This is a genomic window from Dokdonia donghaensis DSW-1, from assembly GCF_001653755.1.
GTDB lineage: Bacteria > Bacteroidota > Bacteroidia > Flavobacteriales > Flavobacteriaceae > Dokdonia > Dokdonia donghaensis.
Window position 1 is genome coordinate 1,337,457 of sequence record NZ_CP015125.1, and the last position, 21,364, is coordinate 1,358,820.

Genomic DNA, 21,364 nt, shown 5'->3' on the forward strand with positions numbered 1-21,364 from the left:
GTTGCGTGATAAATGGCTTTATATTTTTAACAATCTGACATTGCAACATTTATCGCAAGACCACCTTCTGAGGTTTCTTTGTACTTTGTGTTCATATCTTGAGCTGTTTGCCACATCGTCTCTATGACTTTATCTAGTGGGACTTTAGCATTTGCAGCATCTGCATCTAGCGCCATCTCACAGGCATTAATCGCTTTTATAGCTCCCATTGCATTGCGCTCTATACAAGGTATCTGTACAAGACCACCTATAGGGTCACAAGTAAGACCTAAGTGATGTTCCATTGCAATCTCTGCTGCCATAAGAACTTGCTCTGGAGTACCGCCCATAAGCTCTGTAAGACCCGCTGCTGCCATAGCGCTAGAGACTCCTATTTCTGCTTGACATCCACCCATTGCGGCAGAGATGGTTGCTCCTTTTTTAAATAGACTGCCTACCTCTCCAGCTACGAGCAAGAATCTTTTAATATCTTCAAAATTCGCATCGTGATTTTCTATAACGATGTAGTACATAAGCACAGAAGGGATTACGCCTGCGCTTCCGTTAGTAGGAGCGGTCACGACGCGGCCTAGAGATGCATTTACCTCATTTACTGCCAGGGCAAAGCAGGATACCCATTTTAATATTTCGCGAAAGCGTACTTCTTGCCCACGTATAGCTTCTATCCACTCGTACTTATCTGTGTATGCTGTGTTTTTTTGTAAGCGTAAGTGTGTGTCAAAAGCGCGTCTTCTCACATTGAGACCACCTGGGAGCGTTCCCTCGGTGTGACAGCCTGTGTACATAGAGTCAAGCATTACATCCCAAATCTGTTTAAAACGCTCATCAATCTCTTCTTGAGTATTGAGGTACAATTCATTTTCTAAAATAATTTCAGAAATGGACTTGCCTTCTTGCTTACAGAATTTAAGTAATTCGGTTGCTTTTTCTATAGGCCTAGGGAAACATTCAAAGGCTATCTTCTTGCGCTGTGCTCGTTTTCTTTCTTTTTGAATTACAAAACCACCGCCTATCGAGTAGTACACCTCTCTTACTTTCTTCCCGTTAGTAAGTGTTGCTGTAAAGCGTATCCCATTAGGGTGAAAAGGGAGAAATTTTCTATTAAAAATAATATCCTCTTCTGGGTCAAAACTAAAGGTGAGTGACCCATCTAGCTCTAACCTTCTAAAGAGTTTTATGTGTTCTACCGTAGTCGGGATGTCTTCTATACTGCAGGTTGTAGGGTCTGCACCCGTAAGTCCCATAATAACGGCAACATCTGTGGCGTGCCCTTTACCGGTGAGAGATAATGAGCCGTAGAGGTCTACTTTTAAACTCTCTATGAGCTCAAAGTTACCTTTGATCTTAAGTTTTTCAATAAATCTAATGGCCGCTCTCCACGGTCCTAGCGTATGAGAACTAGACGGTCCCACACCTATTTTAAGCATATCAAAAACAGAAATAGCCTCTATTTGCTTGTTCATAGATCAAGTCGCATTATATAATCGGTTTGAATCTCTGCAATCATATCATAATCGTGAGTGCCTACTATCTTAAAACCGTGTCTTTTATAAAATTTTATGGCCTCTGGGTTTTCTTCCCAAACGCCCAGCCAAATGTAGTTTTTTTCTAACTCCTTTGCTTTAGAAATCGCAAATTCTATAAGCTCGCTTCCATAGCCTTTCCTTAAGTAGGGGATATCTATGTAGATACGTTCTACTTCTAATCCATTTTCTTCTTGAAATTCTGTTTGGGCGTTGCCCGTATTGAGTTTCAAATAGCCTAGAATTTCCTCCTTGTCTTTATAAAAATACCAGTATGAATCTGGGTTAGATAGTTGTTTTTTAAGGTGCGCTTTCGCGAAAGCGTCTTCATAATACCTCTCAATCACACCAGGTGCATTTTTTGAAGCAAAAGCTGCCGAGTAGCTGCGCATAGCAAGAGCACGGAGGGTAGTAAGATCTTTTAATGTGATAGGAGTGAGGCGCATACTGACCTAGCTTGTTGTGGTACGAGAAATAATTAAAATAATGATTACAAAACCGTTATTCATCGCGTGGAGTGCCATAGGCCAAACAATGTTTTCATTTTTGATTTTAAGTAATCCCATCATAAACCCTGAAATTATTCTAGGTATAATAAGCGCAATGAGCGCTGCATTAAGCACAAAGGTGTCTACATAATTATTAATATGTACCATACCAAAAAGTAGCGAACTCACAATAAGAACAACCGTAGAATGTCGTGATAAGAAGTTGCGTATTTTGAGGGTACTTTGCTCAGGTATAAGCTGTTTAAGAATCGTAAATACGGTAAATAAGAATACGGCTATAAATCCAAGTTTTACAGCCCAGTGCACATCTGTAGGAATAAATTTATTTGAGTAAAAAAGTGGCCAGGAGCATAAAAGCAATATCACATCTGCGTGAGAAGGTTTTATAAGCGTGCGGAACATCATCTCCTCAATAATGGGAGCAAATATTACCGCAAGTACAAATAACTTAAGCGGGTTGTCTTGCAAGAGTTCCCTTAAGAAACTTTGCTCATATTGCTCTTCAAATAGATCTGGAAACTGAGTCTTTACAATGCCAAATGCAATGAAAAATACGATGTACAACGCCCAGAGATAGAGGTAATACCTTACGAGATTTGAGGTTTTATTGATAAGCTAGTTTTTGAGTAAAGTGACTTTTATTGAGAGAATAAAGTTACTCAATACTTCGCACTTTTTGCTCCCATTTCCAAGCGCTTGTCATCGCCTCATCTAGTGTGCTTTCTGATTTCCAGCCTAAGTCCTCATTTGCTTTTGTAGTATCTGCATAAGCCGCAGTAATATCTCCCTCACGACGATCTACTATTTTATAATTAAGGCTTTTACCAGAAACTTTCTCAAAGGACTTAATCACTTCTAGTACAGAACTTCCTGTTCCAGTACCCACATTAAAAACCTCAAAGTTAGAGGCGTTTTTTCCTTGGAGAAGACGTTCTAAAGCTACTACATGCGCTTTTGCCAGATCTACTACATGAATGTAATCTCGTACCGCTGTCCCATCTTCAGTAGGATAATCATCTCCAAAGACTGATAGTTCTTCTCTAATTCCAATTCCTGTTTGGGTAATAAAAGGTACTAAGTTAGCAGGAACTCCGAGAGGCAGCTCTCCAATTTGGGCAGTAGGATGGGAACCTATTGGATTAAAGTATCGTAAGGCGATGGCTTTAAGTCGTGGTACTACCTTACAAGTATCTCTTATGATTTCTTCACCTATTTGTTTGGTGTTACCATACGGCGACTCTGCAGGTTTTACAGGTGCATTTTCTGTGATAGGTAATTCGTCTGCTTGTCCATATACTGTGCAAGAAGAACTAAATATAAAGGATGCCTCTTTCTTTTGAGAAAGCTCTTGTAATATATATACAAGTGTACCTAAGTTATTTTCATAGTATAACAATGGTTTCTCTACGCTTTCTCCCACAGCTTTGGAGGCTGCAAAGTGAACGAGCCCTTGCACATCTTGATGTCGTTTAAAAAAGTCTTGAACTTTAGATTTCTCTCTTAAATCGAATACTTCTAATTTAGGAGTTTTACCCGTAATTGCCGTAATTCCTTTGAGCACATCTCGAGAGGAGTTTGAGCAGTTATCTATAATAACTACATCGTGTCCAATATTCTGAAGCTCAACCACAGTATGTGATCCTATAAAACCAAGTCCTCCTGTTACTACTATCTTCATGTTATTCACGCGAAAGCAGGAATCTTAACCCGCAAACGACTTTGTTTATTATCTGTGAGGGCAGATGATTCTTATTGTTTTGTTCTTATTTTCAATGCGTATTACATTTTGGCAAAAGTAAAAGTAATTCGAAGCAATGATTAGACTATTTCTAAAATGCCTTTTTTTAAAATATTAAATACGTGCTTAAAACTAAAAGGGCGATTAGTATTCCAACTACATAAGCATACTTCCAAGGAGTCGTATCAATTGCTTGCGTTTGTGTTGGGACATAAACATCAGTTTTAGGTTTCATAGCTCCTACAATAAGCATTATTACAATATTTACTGTGAATAATATGCCCATCACATGTAAAAAGTGAGGAAATGCTTCTGCTTTAATAATTGCGAGTTCTGCCGCATCTGTTATTCCATTTGAAGCGGCTTTTGCAAGGGCAGCTTCTTGAAAGCTAGGTCTCATAAATATTGTACATACGTACATGATCACACCAGCGATTAATACGATTTTGGCACCTAGGGCAGGTACTTTCTTTGTTAGAATACCTACAAGAACTACCGCAAGGATAGGCACACTTAGACTACCCAAAGCTTGTTGAATGTAATCAAAAAGTCCTGCAGGGGCATTTGCGATGAATGGGGCAATCGTCATAGATACTAACGCTAGTCCAAGTCCAAAATACTTTCCAGCTTTTACCGCACGATGTTCTGAGGCTTCGCTATTAAAGAATTTTTTATACAAGTCAAAACCAAAGAGGGTAGCACTACTATTTAATAGGCTATTAAATGAACTGAGTACAGCACCAAATAAAACTGCTGCAAAGAAACCCACAAGTGCTGGTGGTAATACTTCTTTTACTAATTGAGGATACGCCTTATCTGCAGACTCTAGATTTCCATCAAAAACATTCCACGCGATAATACCTGGAAGCACTACGATTACTGGAATTAAGAACTTTACAAAAGCCGCAAGCATCACTCCTTTCTGGCCTTCTTTTAAGCTTTTTGCTCCAAAAACACGTTGCAATATAGATTGATTTGTTCCCCAGTAATACATCTGGGCGATCATCATTCCTGTAAAGATTGTGCCTACTGGAATAGAAGAAGTCACATCACCAGTCACATCAAATTTATCTTGATTTTCTGTCCAAAGTATGCTTAGTCCATCACCTACGCTACCATCACCTATGAGTTTAAGACCAAAATATGGAATGAGTAACCCACCTATTAGTAGACCAATCGCATTGATAAGATCAGAAACCGCTACAGCTTTAAGGCCTCCGAAAATTGCGTAAATAATTCCTATGATTCCAATACTCCAAACGCATAACCAGATAACCGATCCTTCAGACATATCTAGTAGACTTGGTAGGTCAAACATAGTGCTAAAAGCAAGCGATCCCGAGTAAAGGATTGTTGGAAGTAAAACAATACCAAAAGCAATTAGGAATAATATAGAAAGAATAGCCTTTGTATTTTCGTCAAAACGCTCTTCAATAAATTCAGGGATTGTTGTGATTCCCTTATGCATATACTTAGGTAAGAAATATACTGCGGTAATCACCATCGCAATGGCTGCTAGGGTTTCCCAAGCCATCACAAGAATTCCTTCTGAAAACGCTTGCCCGTTTAGACCAACGATTTGCTCTGCAGATAGATTGGTAAGTAGCAGTGATCCAGCTATAGTGAGTGCACCAAGACTTCGCCCTCCTAGATAGTAACCGTCTGCGCTTTTTTCGTCAGTGCCACGTGTTTTCCACCAAGCGTATCCAGCTACTAGTAATGTAAATCCAAGAAAAGAAATGAGTCCCATATGGTTTGGTTTTTTATTAATCTATGGTCTAAAATATGACATTTTAATATAATATTAAGAGTTCTGTTAACAAGCTTGTAACTATAACGTTTTCGTCAATTTCTTTCGCTTTCGCGAAAACTGGAGAACCTCAAGAAATTCCCTGTATTTAAGCTACGGCTCTTTCGACTCTATCCGAGTCTGCAGTGCTGGTTCAGTTTTACAGTATGATTGAAATCGTTAGCATTTTTCGCGAAAGGGAAACCCTATACAAACTCTTCTTCATAATATTCACTCGCGTCTTGGACGAGTATATTGAGATACTCATTTTCCCTTTCTACACGAGCTTCATCCCATCCTAAATAACGTATCATATCTTCTTGAACAAGATTGCGATATTGATGCACAGAGTGTATGTCAAAATAAAGACGCCCAGTTCTTCTTACGAAAAAGTCGGTGAGACTATTAGTCATCTCGTGATGAACACTATACCATATTTCTGCACGAACCAAACGCTCTTCTGGATTTCCATTTAAAAAGTAACTCATCTTATCAATAATAGTATCGCTCTGTTTGCCATAGGTAGTCGCTAGATACCAGCTTTGATACTCATTTGAAATTCCAGATTCCTTGAGACGTTTTGCAATTTCTTGTTGGTAAGCATCCACCTCCTTTGTGTTTTGTAAAGGCTCTGAGGTGAGGGGTATTTTCTCCGTATACGACTTTACAAGGTGCTCTTTTTTCTTATCTGGAACGTTCTTTAGTACGCGATCTATAACGCGTTGTGCCATTTTACGATAGCCAGTAAGTTTGCCACCAGCGATAGAAATAAGACCTGTTTTAGATTCAAATATTTCGTCTTTGCGACTTAACTCCGACGGATCTTTTCCATCTTCGTGTATAAGTGGTCGCAGCCCAGCCCAGTTTGATTCTATATCATCTATCTCAAGATTAAGATCTGGGAACATATTATTTGTTGCGTCAAGTAAGTAGTTAGCATCCTCTTTTGTGGCTACTACACGATTAAGATTGCCGTTATAGTTAGTATCTGTAGTTCCTACGTAAGTAGATCTCCCTCTTGGAATGGCAAATATCATACGACCATCCGGTACGTCAAAGTAAATAGACTGCGTGAGCGGAAAGCGTTCTCTTGAAAATACAATATGGACTCCTTTGGTAAGATGCAGATACTTATTATTCATTGAGTGATCTTTCTTGCGAAGTAAATCTACCCAAGGTCCCGCAGCAGAAACATAGTGCTGCGCCTTTAATTTAAATGTCTTTTGAGTGTTGTGGTCAAAGCATTGCAAGCTTTTAATCTTTCCGTCATCATCGTATTTAAACGACTTCATCTCACAATAATTGATGATGGTCGCTCCAAATGTTGCTGCTTTTTTGAGCAGCTCTACTGTAAGACGGGCATCGTCTGTGCGGTACTCTGCATAATAACCGCCACCTACAAGGTTTTCTTTATTAAGAAGGGGCTCGCGAGAGGCTGTTTCTTCTGCACTTAGCATTTTACGTTTGTCATCTCCTTCTACATTAGCTAGGAAATCGTATACCTTTAGACCAATGGCTGTCATCATCTTGCCATAGGTTCCTCCTTCTATCAGAGGTAATAACATTTTTTCTGGAACAACTAGGTGAGGAGCGAGGGTGTGTACGATCGCGCGTTCACTCCCAGACTCTTTTACAAGTCCAATTTCCATTTGCTTGAGATAACGTAAACCTCCGTGTATGAGTTTCGTAGATTTATTACTAGTTCCAGAAGCAAAGTCATTCTTTTCAATAAGACACACTTTCATTCCTCTGGAAGATGCATCTAATGCGATACCCGCTCCTGTCACACCTCCACCTATGACGATAAGGTCAAACTTCTCCCGTTGCGCGCGATTAATTTGCATCTCTCTATCTAATACAGAAAAACGCATAGGCGCATCATCTTGGGTAGTGAGCATTTGGTTCGTAGTACTCTTGGTACGAGCTACGGCATTTTTCCAGCCAGTGTATTTTTTATTTCTTTCGTATTCTGTAATGGCGGGTTCAAATATGGTATCTACTTGGCGTATTTTGGCGATATCTTTTTTATTCCAGATGCCTGCCTGTATGCCTGCTAGAAATGCAGCACCTAAGGCAGTCACCTCAAGCATTTTTGGACGATCTACTTCTACATTAAGAATATCAGATTGAAACTGCATTAAGTAATTATTTGCAGTGGCGCCGCCGTCTACCTTAAGCGCTTTCATTTGCTTGCCAGAGTCTTCTATCATTGCATCCAGAACGTCACGAGTTTGGTATGCAAGTGCATCTACAGTGGCTTTTATGATATCGTTTTTTCCAGAGTCTAGCGTAAGTCCATAAATGGCACCTTTTGCATCCATATCCCAATAGGGAGCTCCTAATCCTGCAAAGGCAGGAACGACATATAAATCATCGCTAGAAGTTGTGGTTTTACAGATTTCTTCGGTGTCTTTTGCGTGATCTATTACTTGAAGTTTATCCCGTAACCATTGTACAGAGGCTCCTCCCACAAAAATGGATCCTTCTAGAGCATACTTTACTTTTCCGTCAGGCAAGCTTGCACAGAGTGTTGTGAGTAATCCATTTTTAGAATGAAAAGGTTTTTTTCCTGTGTTCATTAATAAAAAGCAACCGGTTCCGTAGGTGTTTTTGGCCATTCCAGATTTATAGCCTCCTTGGCCAAAGAGTGATGCTTGCTGATCACCCGCGACTCCACAAATCGGAATTTTGTGTCCATCTAATTCAACAGTGCCAAAGTCAGATGCTGAGTTCTGAACCGTTGGCAACATTGAGTGGGGGATGTTAAGCGCTTCGAGCATCTTTTCATCCCATTTAAGATCTATAATGTTGTAGAGGAGTGTTCGGCTGGCATTAGAGTGATCTGTAGCGTGTACTTTTCCATTGGTAAATTTCCAGATAAGCCAGGTATCTATGGTTCCAAAAAGTAAGTTGCCTTGTTGCGCTTTCGCGAAAGCGCCCTCTACATTATCCAATATCCACTTTGCCTTGGTCCCAGAAAAATAGGAATCTATAATGAGTCCCGTATTCTTTTGAACATAGGCTCCTAAATCCTGAGATTTGAGTTGCTCACATATGCTCTTGGTACGTTTATCTAGCCAAACGATCGCGTTGTATACGGGTTCTCCTGTGGTCTTATCCCAAACGACAGTCGTTTCTCGCTGGTTCGTAATCCCTATTCCGGCGATTTCTTCAATAGAAATGTCTGAAGTATCGATGACTTCTCTAAAGGTAGCTTGCTGTGCCTCAAAAATTTCAATGGGGTCGTGCTCGACCCATCCGTGTTTAGGATACTGTTGCGTAAGTTCTTTTTGGGCAATGTTTCTAATAGTACCTTGATCGTTAAAAATGATAGCTCTCGTGCTCGTTGTACCTTGATCAAAGGCTATGATGTATTTCTTTTTCATAGATAAACTCGTTTTCCGAACGATTTCTAAAGTTAATGATTACGCTCTTTTTAAACGAATAATTCCGCAAGAAGGTACCGCAATGTGTGTGATTCCTTTTTGTATGTGAATCGTGGTCTGATGGACGGTTGCTCCTTCTACATTTTGAACAAGACAAATGTAATCTCCGTAGTCTTTTGTACTTTCTAGCACGATACCTTCACCTATGCGAGCATTGAGAATATCTACTTGAATCGTTTCTTCTTCAAAAGAAACGACCTGCTTGTCATATACCCCAATCACCGTTAATCCCGTTGAAACTGCTTTAATTATAGGATAGTTGCCTAAAGCATTAAATGGGGTAATATCTCCTTCGAGTAAAGTGCTTTTATTCTCGTTCCAATACTGGGTGTAAAAGCGAAGCATATTGATTTCTTCTGGCGTAGCTTCCGAAAGTTTGATCGATAGTTGTGGTACGCCAAAAAGACTATTAATGAGTTGTAACGACTTTTGTTCGAGCCCTTCTGTAGGGTGATAGGTAAACATATCTGCGTGGGTGGCTGTAGTTCCAGACATCATCCTTAAATCTGCAATACGTATACGGTTCATCACCGCATCTCCAGGACAGTCAAAAGCACGAAACATATTGCCATACTTGCGCATTGCGGGACCTACGTATTTTTGTCTAAACTCAATAACGCAGTTAGGATTGATCGCGTGTAATGTGTTAATTACATCTGTCATCAGGCGATCTACGGCTTCATTTACGGAAGAGAAATCTCTCCCGTTTTCCATTGTTAACTTGGTATTTCCATACGTTTTAAACTCATCGATAAAGTCCAGTTTAAAACCATCAAGATTCCAGTCTAAAAGTGCGTTTTTATAGAGGTCAATGAGATACTCTCTAACTTCTGGGTATCGTGGATCAAAAACGGGTGCCCACCGGTGTTCTTCGGTGAGGAATTTGCCTTCAAAACGTTTATAAGCATCACTTTCTTTACCGCAAAAGGGAACTGAGTACCATAAAGCAATTTTCATCCCTGTATGATGTACTTCCTTTACAAATTCTGCCATTTCTGGAATACGTTCTGGCCTCCAGTCTCCCGTGTAGTCATAACCTCGATTGCTGTCATTAGTTTGCCAGCCGTCATCCAGAATAATAAGCTCGTACCCTAATTCTTTTGCTTTTGTGCACTCTCCCAGAAGTACCTTAGTGTCTAATTCTTGATGAAAATTATACCAAGTAGAGTATACAGGAACTTTTGCTAGCTCAGGCGTATGCGAGGGTTTTAGATGGTCAAATCCTGCCCACCACTGCGCAACATCCTTCAAGCAGTTAGAAAAATGTCTCTTGCTTTCATCTATTCGTATAAACGTCTCATAACTAGAGATCGAGTGATGGCGTTCTGGAAAAAAAGTGATATGTGAGTATAAGTAATTGTCTTCTTCGCGATATAAGGTGTTGAGTCGTGTTGTGTTAATAGCATCAGAACAAGCAAAAGTGATGACGTTCTGGTCATCGTGTCCAAAAACTCCAATCACTGGGGAATCTACAGAAATACGAGATTCCATATGGTCTAGTTCCCAATCTGCCATAATACGTTTATTGAAATCTGTTGTGGGTTTCCAAATACCTTTTGCATTTAGCCCTAAAGTTTTCCACCGCAGGGTTACAGGGGCAGGCATAAAATCTCCATCTCCCGTCATCGTGAGTTTATAGGTGAAGATGCCGTTCTTTTCAGAATGGGGCGTGATATCTACTTGAAAAGCCGTTGCTTCTGTAATGATCTCAAAGGTATGTTGTTGTAGTACTTCTTCCATCAGTTCCGTTATTAGTTCGTACTGGTTTTATTATAGGCAAAAACGCGTGTTTCTCCATTTGTTTCTGTAGCGATAACAAACGTTTCTCCTTTATTGTTTTTAAATGTTTTAACCGAATTTGATTGGCCGGGAATCACAAATCCGCTAGTTCTGTTGGGGATATATGTAAGCCCATCTGAGGTTCCTTTTAGGTATAGGCCTATACCTGCATCGTAGTTTCCGTAGTTGGCTTCGGCCGTTAGGTCATTTTGTACGGCTAGTACCTCTTTATATCCGTCTCCGTCTAGATCACTCACTACAAAATCATTTATAGTAGAACGTTGGCATTCGGTAGGGAGTGCTTTTAAGATAAAGGTGTTGTCACCTATGTTTTCTGCATAAGCACTCTGGAAGGTAGCAGCGTGCAAGGTTTCTTCATCAAGATTTTTGATATTTAGTAGTGTTTTGAAGTCCGCTTTCGCGAAAGCGTTATACGTACCATACCTCTTTTTTAGAACCACAAGTTGCTGCATAATATCATCTCGCGTATGAATAGGTTTGAGTAGGGGAGTTCCCGTATCTCCAAAATATTGTGCGAGTACAGGATCAATACTTCCGTTACCGTCAAAGTCTTGGTTGTACACATAAACGGGCTGGTCAAAACTAGGTTTCATAAATCCATTGTTGCCTTGATTACCAAGAAGTAGATCATCATCGCCATCATTATCTATATCTGCTGTTGTGATTGTGTTCCACCACCCTCTGGTGTCTATATTTTTTTCTTGGGTATTTTTAAACTGTATCTTGGCTTGTTTTAGACCTTCATTGGTTATGTCAAAAGCAGTGATTTCCATCCATTCTCCTACGATCTGTAATTGCTTTTGATCTTTGGATATTGTGACATCTTGCGGTATCCCCTCAAAGCTCAATTCCTGATGAACTTTAAAAGTGCCATTGGTGTTCTTTAATAAATAACTTTTGCTACTCTTGGGATATGCTCCTGATTGTACTCCTCCTAATACAAAGAGATCAAGATCGCCGTCTGTGTCAAAATCTAAAGAAAGTGCGCTTGCAGTATTGGTGGTAATTTCTGGAAGTAAATTTTGAGTAGATGAGAATTCTCCACTTTCATTTATGAGTATTTTATCGTGCAGATCACGTGCATCTGTACCTCCGTGACCTACATACAGATCTTGGTCACCATCTCCGTCTACGTCAAGAAATAGGGCAGAAGTGATATCTGCTACTTGATCAAAATTTTGAATTGGGATATAAGAACCATCAGCACTTTCAGAAAGAAGGATACTTGGTGTTTTAGAATTTCCGCCCAGAAATAGTTCATCGCCTTTTGACTCATTTATGTTTGCAACGGCAATGGCACCGCTTACCCTATTGAATTGATGAGGTAGAAGCGCTTGCTGTCTAAAATCGTTTGAAGGATTTTCCAGCAATGTATGATTTATTAGGGGCACCTGTGTAAGAAGTGTATTTGTCGATGTTACTGATGCGTTTTCCTTAGAAGCTTCAGAAATATCAAGGGTAAGAACTTGATTTGCACTAATAGCATTGTCTTTAGATACTGAGCCGTCTGGCCAAATAACTTTTAGGGAATCTACAGTGCTTGAGGTTAACCCAAAATGTAGTATCGATTCTACAGAAGATAGATAGCCCCGTACAACAGATTGATATTGTGTTTGTGATTTTCCGTTTTGCCAGAGGGTTATGCTACTTCCTATGGCATCTTTGTTTTCTGGAGTTCCTCTAAGTTTTATTCTCAGGTAGTTTGTTGTGTCGCGGTCTGCATTATTTTGCAATATGTAGGCCGGCGCATTTATGTTGTTAACAATGAGATCAAGGTCTCCGTCTTGATCCAGATCTGCATAAGCTGCGCCATTAGAAAATGAGTTTTCTGGAGTAATCCACTCTGAAGACACCTCTGTAAATGCGGCGTTTCCGTTATTACGGAATACGTAATTTGGCAAGTGAATTCCGGGAAGAGCGTCTACGAAACCTTGTAATTTTTTCTGTTTTGCCTCTGGAGTTCCGAAGGAGTTATTGGTTCCAGAATAATTAATAAAGTCTAAGTCTGTGATATCTTTCACATAGCCATTTGTGATGTATAAGTCTTTATTTCCATCATTGTCAAAATCTGCGGCGAGTGGTGCCCAGCTCCAGTCTGTACTGGCAATCCCGGATTGATGCCCTATTTCAGAAAACGGAAGTATAGTATTACTGTTCATCCCGTTGTGAAGTTGCAGTGTGTTACTCACATATTGTGGTGTGTAATCATTGCGTTGCGCCAGTAGGAATTTGTCATAATTATTAAAGCCAATCATTTTCTTTTGGCGTTCATAATCGTTGGGCAACATATCTACTACGGTGATATCTGGGAAGGTGTCGTTATTCAAGTCTGCGATATCAACTCCCATCGCATTAAAGGTAGAAGAGGGGAGTTGTTTTTGCGCTTTCGCGAAAGCGTAATTAGCATCCTTACCTTGGTTTATATACAATACATCGTTTGTAATAAAATCATTTGTGACGTAGAGGTCTGGAAGCTGGTCTCCGTTAATATCTGCTATTGCTACGCCTAGGCTAAATCCTTTTTCTGTAATGCCGCGCTCTTTTGAAACGTCTTTAAAATAGGGATGTCCAAGACTATCTACTCCTTGATTTTCTAATAAAATATCTTTTAAATGATTTGGGAATTTGTTTTTAGGATAGGGAGTATTTCGACTGAACGTACTATTGCCGTTTCTTATGGTAAAAGCGTCTAAATCGCCATCTTGATCATAGTCTAAAAAGACAGTTTGCTGGCTGTATTTGCCATCTGCTAAACCATACTCCTTAGCTTTCTCTTGAAAGGTGGGTGTGTCGTTTGGATTATTTTGTTGGTTAATAAAAAGTAGATTGTGGCAGTTATCTACACAATTTGCTCCTCCTACGTTAAGATAAATATCATCCCATCCATCTGTATTTATGTCGATAATACTAACGCCTGTTATCCAAGCATTAGTTGTAACGCCAGCTGTAGAGGTAATATCTTTAAATGTCATTGAACCTTTATTGAGATATAAAGCGCTAGATACTTGATTTCCTGTAAAGAGAATATCTGGTTGGTTGTCATTATTAAAATCTCCTATTCCTATGCCGCCTCCATTGTATAGGTACTGAAAGTCTAGGATGTTCATAGTATCTTTTTCAGCAATGTTATTGCTAAAAGTAACACCAGTTTTTGAGTCTAATAAAGATGTAAATAAAGTGTGTTCATTGGTGTCTTTTGCACAAGCAATAAGAAAGAGTGAGAAAAGAAAACCAAAAGTTATTTTCAAGTGATAGTTGTTAGAAAGTTTGTTTTAGCATCGAGCAGGTCCCTTATGAAAGACCTGCTCGACAAAACTAAAACAAACAAATTTTAAAATATTAGAAGTTTCTTTACTCTAATACCCAGAATTTTGTACAAGGTTAGGATTTGCCTGTAACTCAGACAATGGTAACCATAAACGTTCATCTTGTCCTGGGGTAAAAAATGCAGACGGTCCAGCTAATGATTTTGGGTGGTTACCGCCTGCAACGGTAGAACCTTGTCCCATAATTTCATCTGCGATCCCCCAACGAACAATGTCAAAGAAACGATGTCCTTCTCCTGTAAGTTCCATTATGCGTTCATCTATAATGGCTTGACGAAGATCATCTTGCGAAATGCTTAATGGAAGGGCATTTATACCCGCTCTGTCTCGCACTTGGTTCACATAACTTACTGCTCCTCCCGGACCTGAACTTTCATTAGTTGCCTCTGCTAGCATTAAAAGTACATCTGCATATCTTATAACCCTCCAGTTAGTCCCTAATTCTTCACCAAATGGTAAAATATCTGCACTTGCCATTCCTGTTTCTCTTCCTGAGTATTTTACTGAGAATATAGGTTCTACTCCTAACGAATTTGCAGTTTCGATACTTGGAGCAAAGTCTTCAGTAAACGGAGCACCTCCATAACCTGATGCTCCTGGATAATCAAATAGAACGGTTGCGTTGCGTCTTTCTGTATCTCCATTTGCATCAAATACATCTCTAATGTGTGGATTGATTACGTGCCCTTGGTCTAAACTTACGTGAGGCGGGGTATAATCAATATGCCAGTTAGACTGGGTTCCTGTAAGTGGTGCATCTGCGCCCCAAACAAAATTTGCTTGTCCTACATATTGTAGTTCAAATACAGACTCCTCGTTATTTTCCAAACTTGGATCTGAGCTAAAATTATCTGCATAATTAGGTACTAAAGAATAACCTAATTGGGTTACTGCATTTAAATCTGTAGCCGCGTCAGCCCATTCTTGTGCATATAAATAGGTTTTACCTCTTAGCGCTAAGGCAGACCCTAACGTTGGACGTCCTACATCACTGTCACCCCAAGATTGCGGAAGTCTATTTACTGCCTCTGTTAAGTCTGCGATAATAGCTTCATTAAATTGTGCTGGAGTGGCATTAGAAGGGAAGAACTCTTCAGGGTTTTGAGGGTCTGGTGTTTGCATCACAAGTGGTGCTGTTTCAAAAAGATTTAAAAGATACCAGTTGCAAAATGCGCGCTGAAAATGCGCTTGTCCTAAGATTTCATCTTCTATACTTCCAGAAAGGACATCATTTTCTGCCTCCTCTTCTATAATCTTGTTAGCCCTAGAAATGGACTGATACAGTTGAGGGTACAAATCTACTGCCCATCTAGAAATACCTGGCTGTCCTTCTAGCGTAGACATCGTAGTATTCTGTTGGAAAGGGATTACATTAAATGCATCTGATCTGAGCATTGCACCTGTGTGAATGACACGACCCCAAAAAAGCACTGCTGTTATAGGGTGATACATTCCATTTATAGCAAGTCTGAAATCTGTTTCTGTCTGGAAAAATTCTGGTTCTGCAACGTTATTGGGATTTGAGATGTCTAAATCTTCTTTCTCACACCCATAAAATATTGCAACTGTAAATAACAGCACCACGAAAGGCAAAAGTTTTTTAATAGTTTTCATATCTTTTTTTTTAAAATGTCATTTGTAAGCCGAAAATAAAAGTACGTGGTCTTGGTTGTGCACGAACATCCAATCCTCTGTCAAATACCGAGTTTGCGGTGTTTGTAGGATTAAACCCAAAGAATCCTTGATTCGAGCCTAGACCATTATTGTTTGACCCTACTTCTGGATCATACCCGGAGTATCCTGTTATGGTAAATAGGTTTTGTACGTTTGCAAAAGCTCTCACATTAGACACCCATTCTTTGCCAACAATATCTGTTAGATCATATCCTATTTCTAACGTTCTCAATCTAAAGAAAGATCCATCCTCCACAAAGAAATCTGATGGTAACTGATTACCTGCAGGATCTGCTATAGAAACTCTTGGCAAGTTTGTATTTGTATTTTGCGGAGTGTATGCGTCTCTTACTATTCCCAATTTATTATCATCTAAGAAGAAATACCCAAAGAATTTTGTTACGTTATAAATCTCGTTTCCTTGCACTCCATTAAAGAACGCGCTAAAATCCCATTTTTTATAATTAGCAGATAGATTAATTCCGTAGGTGAAGTCTGGAGTTGGATTACCTAGGGCTGTTTGATCTTCATCATTAATCATCCCGTCTCTATTAATATCAATTCTTCTAAAGTCTCCAGGTTGCAATAATGCACGTCTGGCAGGATCATTTGCTAAGAAAGGATCGTTATCAATTTCTGCTTGATCATTATATATTCCATCTGTTTTAAAACCAAAGAAAAAACCTAGAGGCTGTCCTACTTCAAAGCGATTTGCTCTTAGTCCTTCTTCGTTGTAAGAGGGTCCTACAATAGGATTAGGAGAGCTTGTGAGTTCATTTCTTATCGCGGCAAGGTTGAAGCCTACGTCAAACGTAAAATCTCCTCCTTTATCATAGTTATATAAGGCCTCGAACTCAAACCCTTTGTTGTTTATAGAAGATGCATTTTGAAAAACAGGCGTTGCAGATCCATTAGAATCTGGTATAGCCACTGCTTGAATAACGTCATCGTTATCTCTATTAAAATAATCTAAACTCAAACGAAGATTATTGTCAAGTAAACGTGCATCTACCCCAAAGTTAAAAGTTCTTGAAGTTTCAAAACTCAATGTAGGATCTACGATGGAAGTAATCGCAAATCCAGGGATTTGACCTCCGGCATTTCCTACAGTAATAGGAGAGGTAGAACCAACTACAGACTGATTAGAAAAAGGAGGAACGTTTTGAGATCCAAGTTCACCATATCCAGCTCTTACTTTTAAATTGTTAATGAGTCCATCTTGATTAAAGAAATCCTCGTCACTTACCACCCAACCAGCAGAAAACGAAGGGAAGGTTCCTGTGTTAAATCCATCTGCAAATAGTGACGTGCGATCACGTCTAACTATAGCGGTAAAGAGATATTTCTGTTTGTAGTTATAGTTTAACCTTCCAAATACAGAGAACAGTTTATTGTCAAAACGACCACCACCTGTGTTTACTACATTATCAGCAAATTGAGCAATATTTGTAATGTTATTACTAGGTAGGCCTTCTGCATATGCTGCAAAGGTATTAGAAGTGATATCTTGTCTTGCGCCTCCTAAAAGGATGTCAAAATTGTGAACGTCATTTACTGTTTTCTTATAGTTTAATGTAGGCTCTACGTTAGTTGCATATCGTTCTCCTCGAACTTCAGTCAAATCATTTAATGGATTTGCATTTACCTGCGGGTCTATATTACTTTGAAAGAATGTGGGCTGGAAAGTATTTCTGTAGAAACTCGTATACTCTGTCCCGAAATTTACTTTGGCAGTCAGTCCTTCTACAATTTCATAAGAAAAGTTAATGTTTCCAATAAAGTTACGCTCTGTATTGTCGTCATCTATTAATTGGGCATTTGCAAATTTATTTGTCCCTCCAATACCAAAAACAGGGTCGTTAATGGCTTCAAAGCCGCCTTCATTTTCAGGGGCAAAAGGTCTTATTATAGGTACTGTGCCTCCTTGATTGCCATAGGCATTATTTCGCGTAAAGCGGTTTTCTGAAAAACTAAATGACTCGTCTATACGTATTTTACCTAGGTTGAATTGACTGTTAAGACGTGCATTTTTTCTATTAAATTCTTCACTTATAAGAAGTCCTTTCTCGTCGTAATAGTTTGCACTAAAGAAATAGCGCGAGTTATCTCCACCTCCTGCTACGTTAAAGCCAAAGTCCTGTATAGCTCCAGAATTAATCGTTAGGTCTTGAAAATCTGTATTGATCCCTGGATCAGTAATATTTCCTTCTAGCCCATCATTAATTCTTCTTTGATTGAGGAATTGGATGTATTCTGGACCGTTAAGTAAATCAAGTTCTCTAGCTTGTGTGTTCCACCCGTTCCTTATGTCTACATTTACAACTGGGTCCGAATTGGTTTTGCCGCGGTTTGTAGTTACAATAATAACACCATTAGCCGCTCGGGAGCCATAAATAGCTGCAGAGGTCGCATCTTTAAGAACCTGTAAGTTTACAATATCTTTAGGGTTGAGGTAGTTTATATTATCTGTAATCGTACCGTCTACAACATAAAGGGGGAATGAGTTTGTAAGCGAGCTTACCCCTCTTACAAAGACATTTGCAGGACTTCCAGGAGCTCCACCAGCAGTTTCTACCTGAACACCAGCTAGTTTTCCTTGTAATGCTGCGGTAGGGTTTGCGGTTACTACCTGAGCGATATCTTCACTTTTAATTTGTGATATAGCTCCAGTTACATCTCTCTTTGACTGCGATCCAAAACCTACTATGACGACTTCATCCAGTGCCGCGGCATCTGTTTCCATTGTTACATTAATCGTAGTTTGACCGTTTACGGAAATTTCTTTGGACGTAAATCCAGTGTAAGAAAATACAAGGGTGGCATCATCTGCAACGGTAATAGTGTAGTTACCGTCAAAGTCTGTAGTGGTGCCATTTGTAGTGCCGTTCTCTAAGATATTGACTCCAGGAAGAGGTCCTAGTGCTTCAGTTACATTTCCTGTTACTGTTGTTTGTGACCACCCATTCAAGGTGCATAGAATAGCACACAACAGCAATAGCGGTTTAAGTAATTTTAGATTCATCCGATTGGTTTTTAATTGTTTTTTTGGTTTTTCAAACGTTATAGTTTTTAGGCTATGATACACTATGCTACTTTTCAAAAGTAAAAATTTTTTTTGAATTACTCAATTTTTATCATAGAAAAAAAGGATTTGATAAAAAATATGGATTAAAATAGCATATTTGGCAATGTCATTAAGTTTTGTGAAAGTGGTAATAGTTGTTGATTATAAAGAATTACGTTCTCTTAGATAGGTGGGTATTATTTCTTGCAGTTTCCCACCGTATTTAACAAATTTGGCAGCTTTTTTTGCCATTAATTCGAAGTCTGTAGAAATTGTTGTGATTCCTCCAAATGCAATTTCCTTTACAATATTATCGTCATGTGCAAGAATGCCTATATCTCTACCAATACGGTATTCAAGTTTTCTAGCATCTTTGAGAATCTGCCATAAATTGGAATCACTGATTGTAAAGTAGGCTGTCTTTTTTTTAAGAATTTTGGACTTATAAACAGTCGCTACCTCGCCTTTGATATTAAAATCATTTATAAATCTTTGAAAGGCATATAAAACTCCTTCTGGCAAATCTGTATGCCCTTTATAAAAAAGGATAAATCGATCGTATTTTTTTATTCTGGGCGCAAGGTCTACAAGATGATTATAGGTAATTTGCTCAAATTCTTGAGTTGCGTACGAGTAATTTTTGGGCATTGGCACCTCTCTGTCTACCAGAATTAATTTATCTTCTGCAATATTCTTTAGTATATCTGGTACGTCTGGATGTTGAATTGGAGCAATAATATAAGCACCATATTTACGGGAAACATTGTCCATAATGTTTTTGAAAATTGTTAGATTATTATGGTGAAAAAAAACATCTATCTGAAAGCGCTTGCCTAGTTCTTTTCGTACCGTATTGTAAAAATCTTCTTGAAAGCTATGAAAAGCATATAGCACTAAGGCTACCTTGAGGGTCATATTTGTCTCTAAACTTACTATGTAATATCCCTTCAGGTTTTTAGATTCAACAAGGCCTCTTTCCTTGAGTTCTGTATAGGCTTTTACGATTGTTTTTCTAGCATAGCCTATCTCTGCAACCATTTCATTTATAGAAGGAAGTTTATCGTCTACCTTTAGAATTCCTGCTTCAATCGAGTTTATAATGCCAAAAACAATTTGCTCGTGTTTGGATATCGAGATTATATTTTTAAGGTCATGTATTTTTTCAAGAAGTGCTTGCATATAGTCTAAATTACTAAATTGAAAATGGAATTAGTATATTTTGAGTTACTAATCGTATTAGATAAGTTCTTCAAATCGGGCTGGGATTCATTTTGATCTGTATATTTGCAGTAGCATAGAGTAGCATAATTTAGCTTTCGCGAAAGCGTTTTCTTTTACAGACCATATGAAAAGTAAACATATAAAATACTTTACGGATTTTAAGCCAGAAATAGAGGTGAAGTCACCAGGACGAATAAACCTCATAGGAGAACATACAGATTATAACGAGGGTTTTGTCTTGCCCACGGCTATAGATAAAACAATTACGTTTAAACTTTTGAAAAATGAGAGTGATACACTCTGCCGGATATATAGCGAGACGTACGATTCTTATTTTGAGATTGATCTTAGTGAAATTTCCATTAGTCAAGCGCACTGGGAAAATTATGTGTTAGGAGTAGTTTTTGAATTAAAGAGCAGGAGTGGGGGATTCAAGGGTTTTGATTGTATTATCGAAAGTGAGTTGCCTATAGGGGCTGGAATCTCATCTTCTGCGGCTTTAGAGTGTGGTCTTGCCTTGGGTCTTAACGAGTTGTTTGAGCTTAATCTTTCTAAAGATGAAATCGTTTTTCTTTGTCAAAAAGTGGAGCACGATTTTGTTGGAACCAAATGCGGTATAATGGATCAGTATGCTTCTATAATGAGTAAGGCGGGTAAAGTAATTTTATTAGATTGTAAGACGCAACAACATCACTATATCAACGCAAGTTTTGAACCATACAAAATTGTTTTGCTTAACACTAATGTATCACACAGTTTAGCAGATAGTGAGTATAACAGTAGGAGGCAAGAATGTGAGGCGGTAGTGACACATATACAGCAATATCACGATAGAGTAGAGTCATTAAGAGATGTTTCTCTTGAAATGTTGCAAAATTTAAAAAGTGGATTTTCACAAAAGCTATATGAGCGTTCTTCCTTTGTTCTAGAAGAAAACAGCAGGGTTCTAACCGCAGCAGGAGCTCTTGAAGAGGGAGCTCTTGAAAATTTTGGAGAGCTTATGTATGCATCACATAAAGGTTTGAGACTTAAATATGAAGTGAGCTGCCCCGAACTCGATTTTATGGTGGACTTTTCTTTGGACTATCCTGAGGTTTTAGGAAGTAGGATGATGGGTGGTGGTTTTGGAGGTTGCACAATAAACTTGATCCATAAAGATAAAGTGACTGATTATGTTACTGCAATTAAGTTCAAATACAAAGAGAAATTTGGAATAGAAGCTACCGCTTTTATTGCGACACCGAGTCAAGGAACTCAGATAAAAAGGCTGTAAT

12 protein-coding genes are annotated in these 21,364 nt (G+C 38.9%); 1 reads left to right on the forward strand and 11 read right to left on the reverse strand.

Annotated elements, in window-relative coordinates:
* Nucleotides 1-26: 26 nt before the first annotated feature.
* From I597_RS05840 to I597_RS05890, 11 genes are all read right to left on the reverse strand, one after another.
* The gene (locus tag I597_RS05840) at nucleotides 27-1,463 is read right to left on the reverse strand and encodes an L-serine ammonia-lyase (protein ID WP_035327409.1); all 1,437 of its coding nucleotides are present in this window, start codon (nucleotides 1,461-1,463) and stop codon (nucleotides 27-29) included.
* Nucleotides 1,460-1,969, reverse strand: a complete 510-nt coding sequence (locus I597_RS05845; RefSeq protein ID WP_035327411.1) for a GNAT family N-acetyltransferase — start codon at nucleotides 1,967-1,969, stop codon at nucleotides 1,460-1,462. The genes I597_RS05840 and I597_RS05845 overlap by 4 nt, the downstream gene beginning before the upstream one ends.
* 6 nt (nucleotides 1,970-1,975) lie before the next feature.
* Nucleotides 1,976-2,596: a CPBP family intramembrane glutamic endopeptidase gene (locus I597_RS05850; RefSeq protein ID WP_035327413.1), complete on the reverse strand. Its 621-nt coding sequence runs from the start codon at nucleotides 2,594-2,596 to the stop codon at nucleotides 1,976-1,978.
* Between the two features lie 91 nt (nucleotides 2,597-2,687).
* Complete coding sequence (gene galE / locus I597_RS05855) at nucleotides 2,688-3,710, reverse strand: UDP-glucose 4-epimerase GalE (RefSeq protein WP_035329028.1); 1,023 nt, start codon at nucleotides 3,708-3,710, stop codon at nucleotides 2,688-2,690.
* 166 nt (nucleotides 3,711-3,876) lie between these two features.
* Complete coding sequence (locus I597_RS05860) at nucleotides 3,877-5,520, reverse strand: solute:sodium symporter family transporter (RefSeq protein ID WP_035327415.1); 1,644 nt, start codon at nucleotides 5,518-5,520, stop codon at nucleotides 3,877-3,879.
* Nucleotides 5,521-5,765: 245 nt separating this feature from the next.
* Nucleotides 5,766-8,945 carry a glycerol kinase GlpK gene (glpK, locus tag I597_RS05865; RefSeq protein WP_035327417.1) on the reverse strand — a complete coding sequence of 1,060 codons (3,180 nt, stop codon included), beginning with the start codon at nucleotides 8,943-8,945 and terminating at the stop codon, nucleotides 5,766-5,768.
* 39 nt (nucleotides 8,946-8,984) lie between these two features.
* Nucleotides 8,985-10,745, reverse strand: coding sequence for a glycoside hydrolase family 36 protein (locus I597_RS05870; RefSeq protein WP_052111934.1), 1,761 nt, complete (start codon nucleotides 10,743-10,745; stop codon nucleotides 8,985-8,987).
* 11 nt (nucleotides 10,746-10,756) lie between these two features.
* Entirely contained in the window at nucleotides 10,757-13,912 is a 3,156-nt protein-coding gene (locus tag I597_RS05875) for a VCBS repeat-containing protein (RefSeq protein ID WP_152594973.1), read from the reverse strand.
* Between the two features lie 249 nt (nucleotides 13,913-14,161).
* Complete coding sequence (locus tag I597_RS05880; protein ID WP_035327419.1) at nucleotides 14,162-15,745, reverse strand: RagB/SusD family nutrient uptake outer membrane protein; 1,584 nt, start codon at nucleotides 15,743-15,745, stop codon at nucleotides 14,162-14,164.
* A 10-nt stretch (nucleotides 15,746-15,755) separates the two neighbouring features.
* A complete protein-coding gene (locus tag I597_RS05885; protein ID WP_035327421.1) occupies nucleotides 15,756-18,827 on the reverse strand; it encodes a SusC/RagA family TonB-linked outer membrane protein in 3,072 nt (1,023 codons plus the stop codon).
* Between the two features lie 204 nt (nucleotides 18,828-19,031).
* Nucleotides 19,032-20,048 (reverse strand): GntR family transcriptional regulator, encoded by a 1,017-nt coding sequence (locus tag I597_RS05890; RefSeq protein ID WP_035327423.1) that lies wholly within the window; start codon nucleotides 20,046-20,048, stop codon nucleotides 19,032-19,034.
* A gap of 166 nt (nucleotides 20,049-20,214) precedes the next feature.
* Here I597_RS05890 and galK point away from each other — a divergent pair, with 166 nt between their 5' ends.
* Nucleotides 20,215-21,363, forward strand: a complete 1,149-nt coding sequence (gene galK, locus I597_RS05895; RefSeq protein ID WP_035327425.1) for a galactokinase — start codon at nucleotides 20,215-20,217, stop codon at nucleotides 21,361-21,363.
* The last annotated feature ends 1 nt before the right edge of the window (nucleotide 21,364 follow it).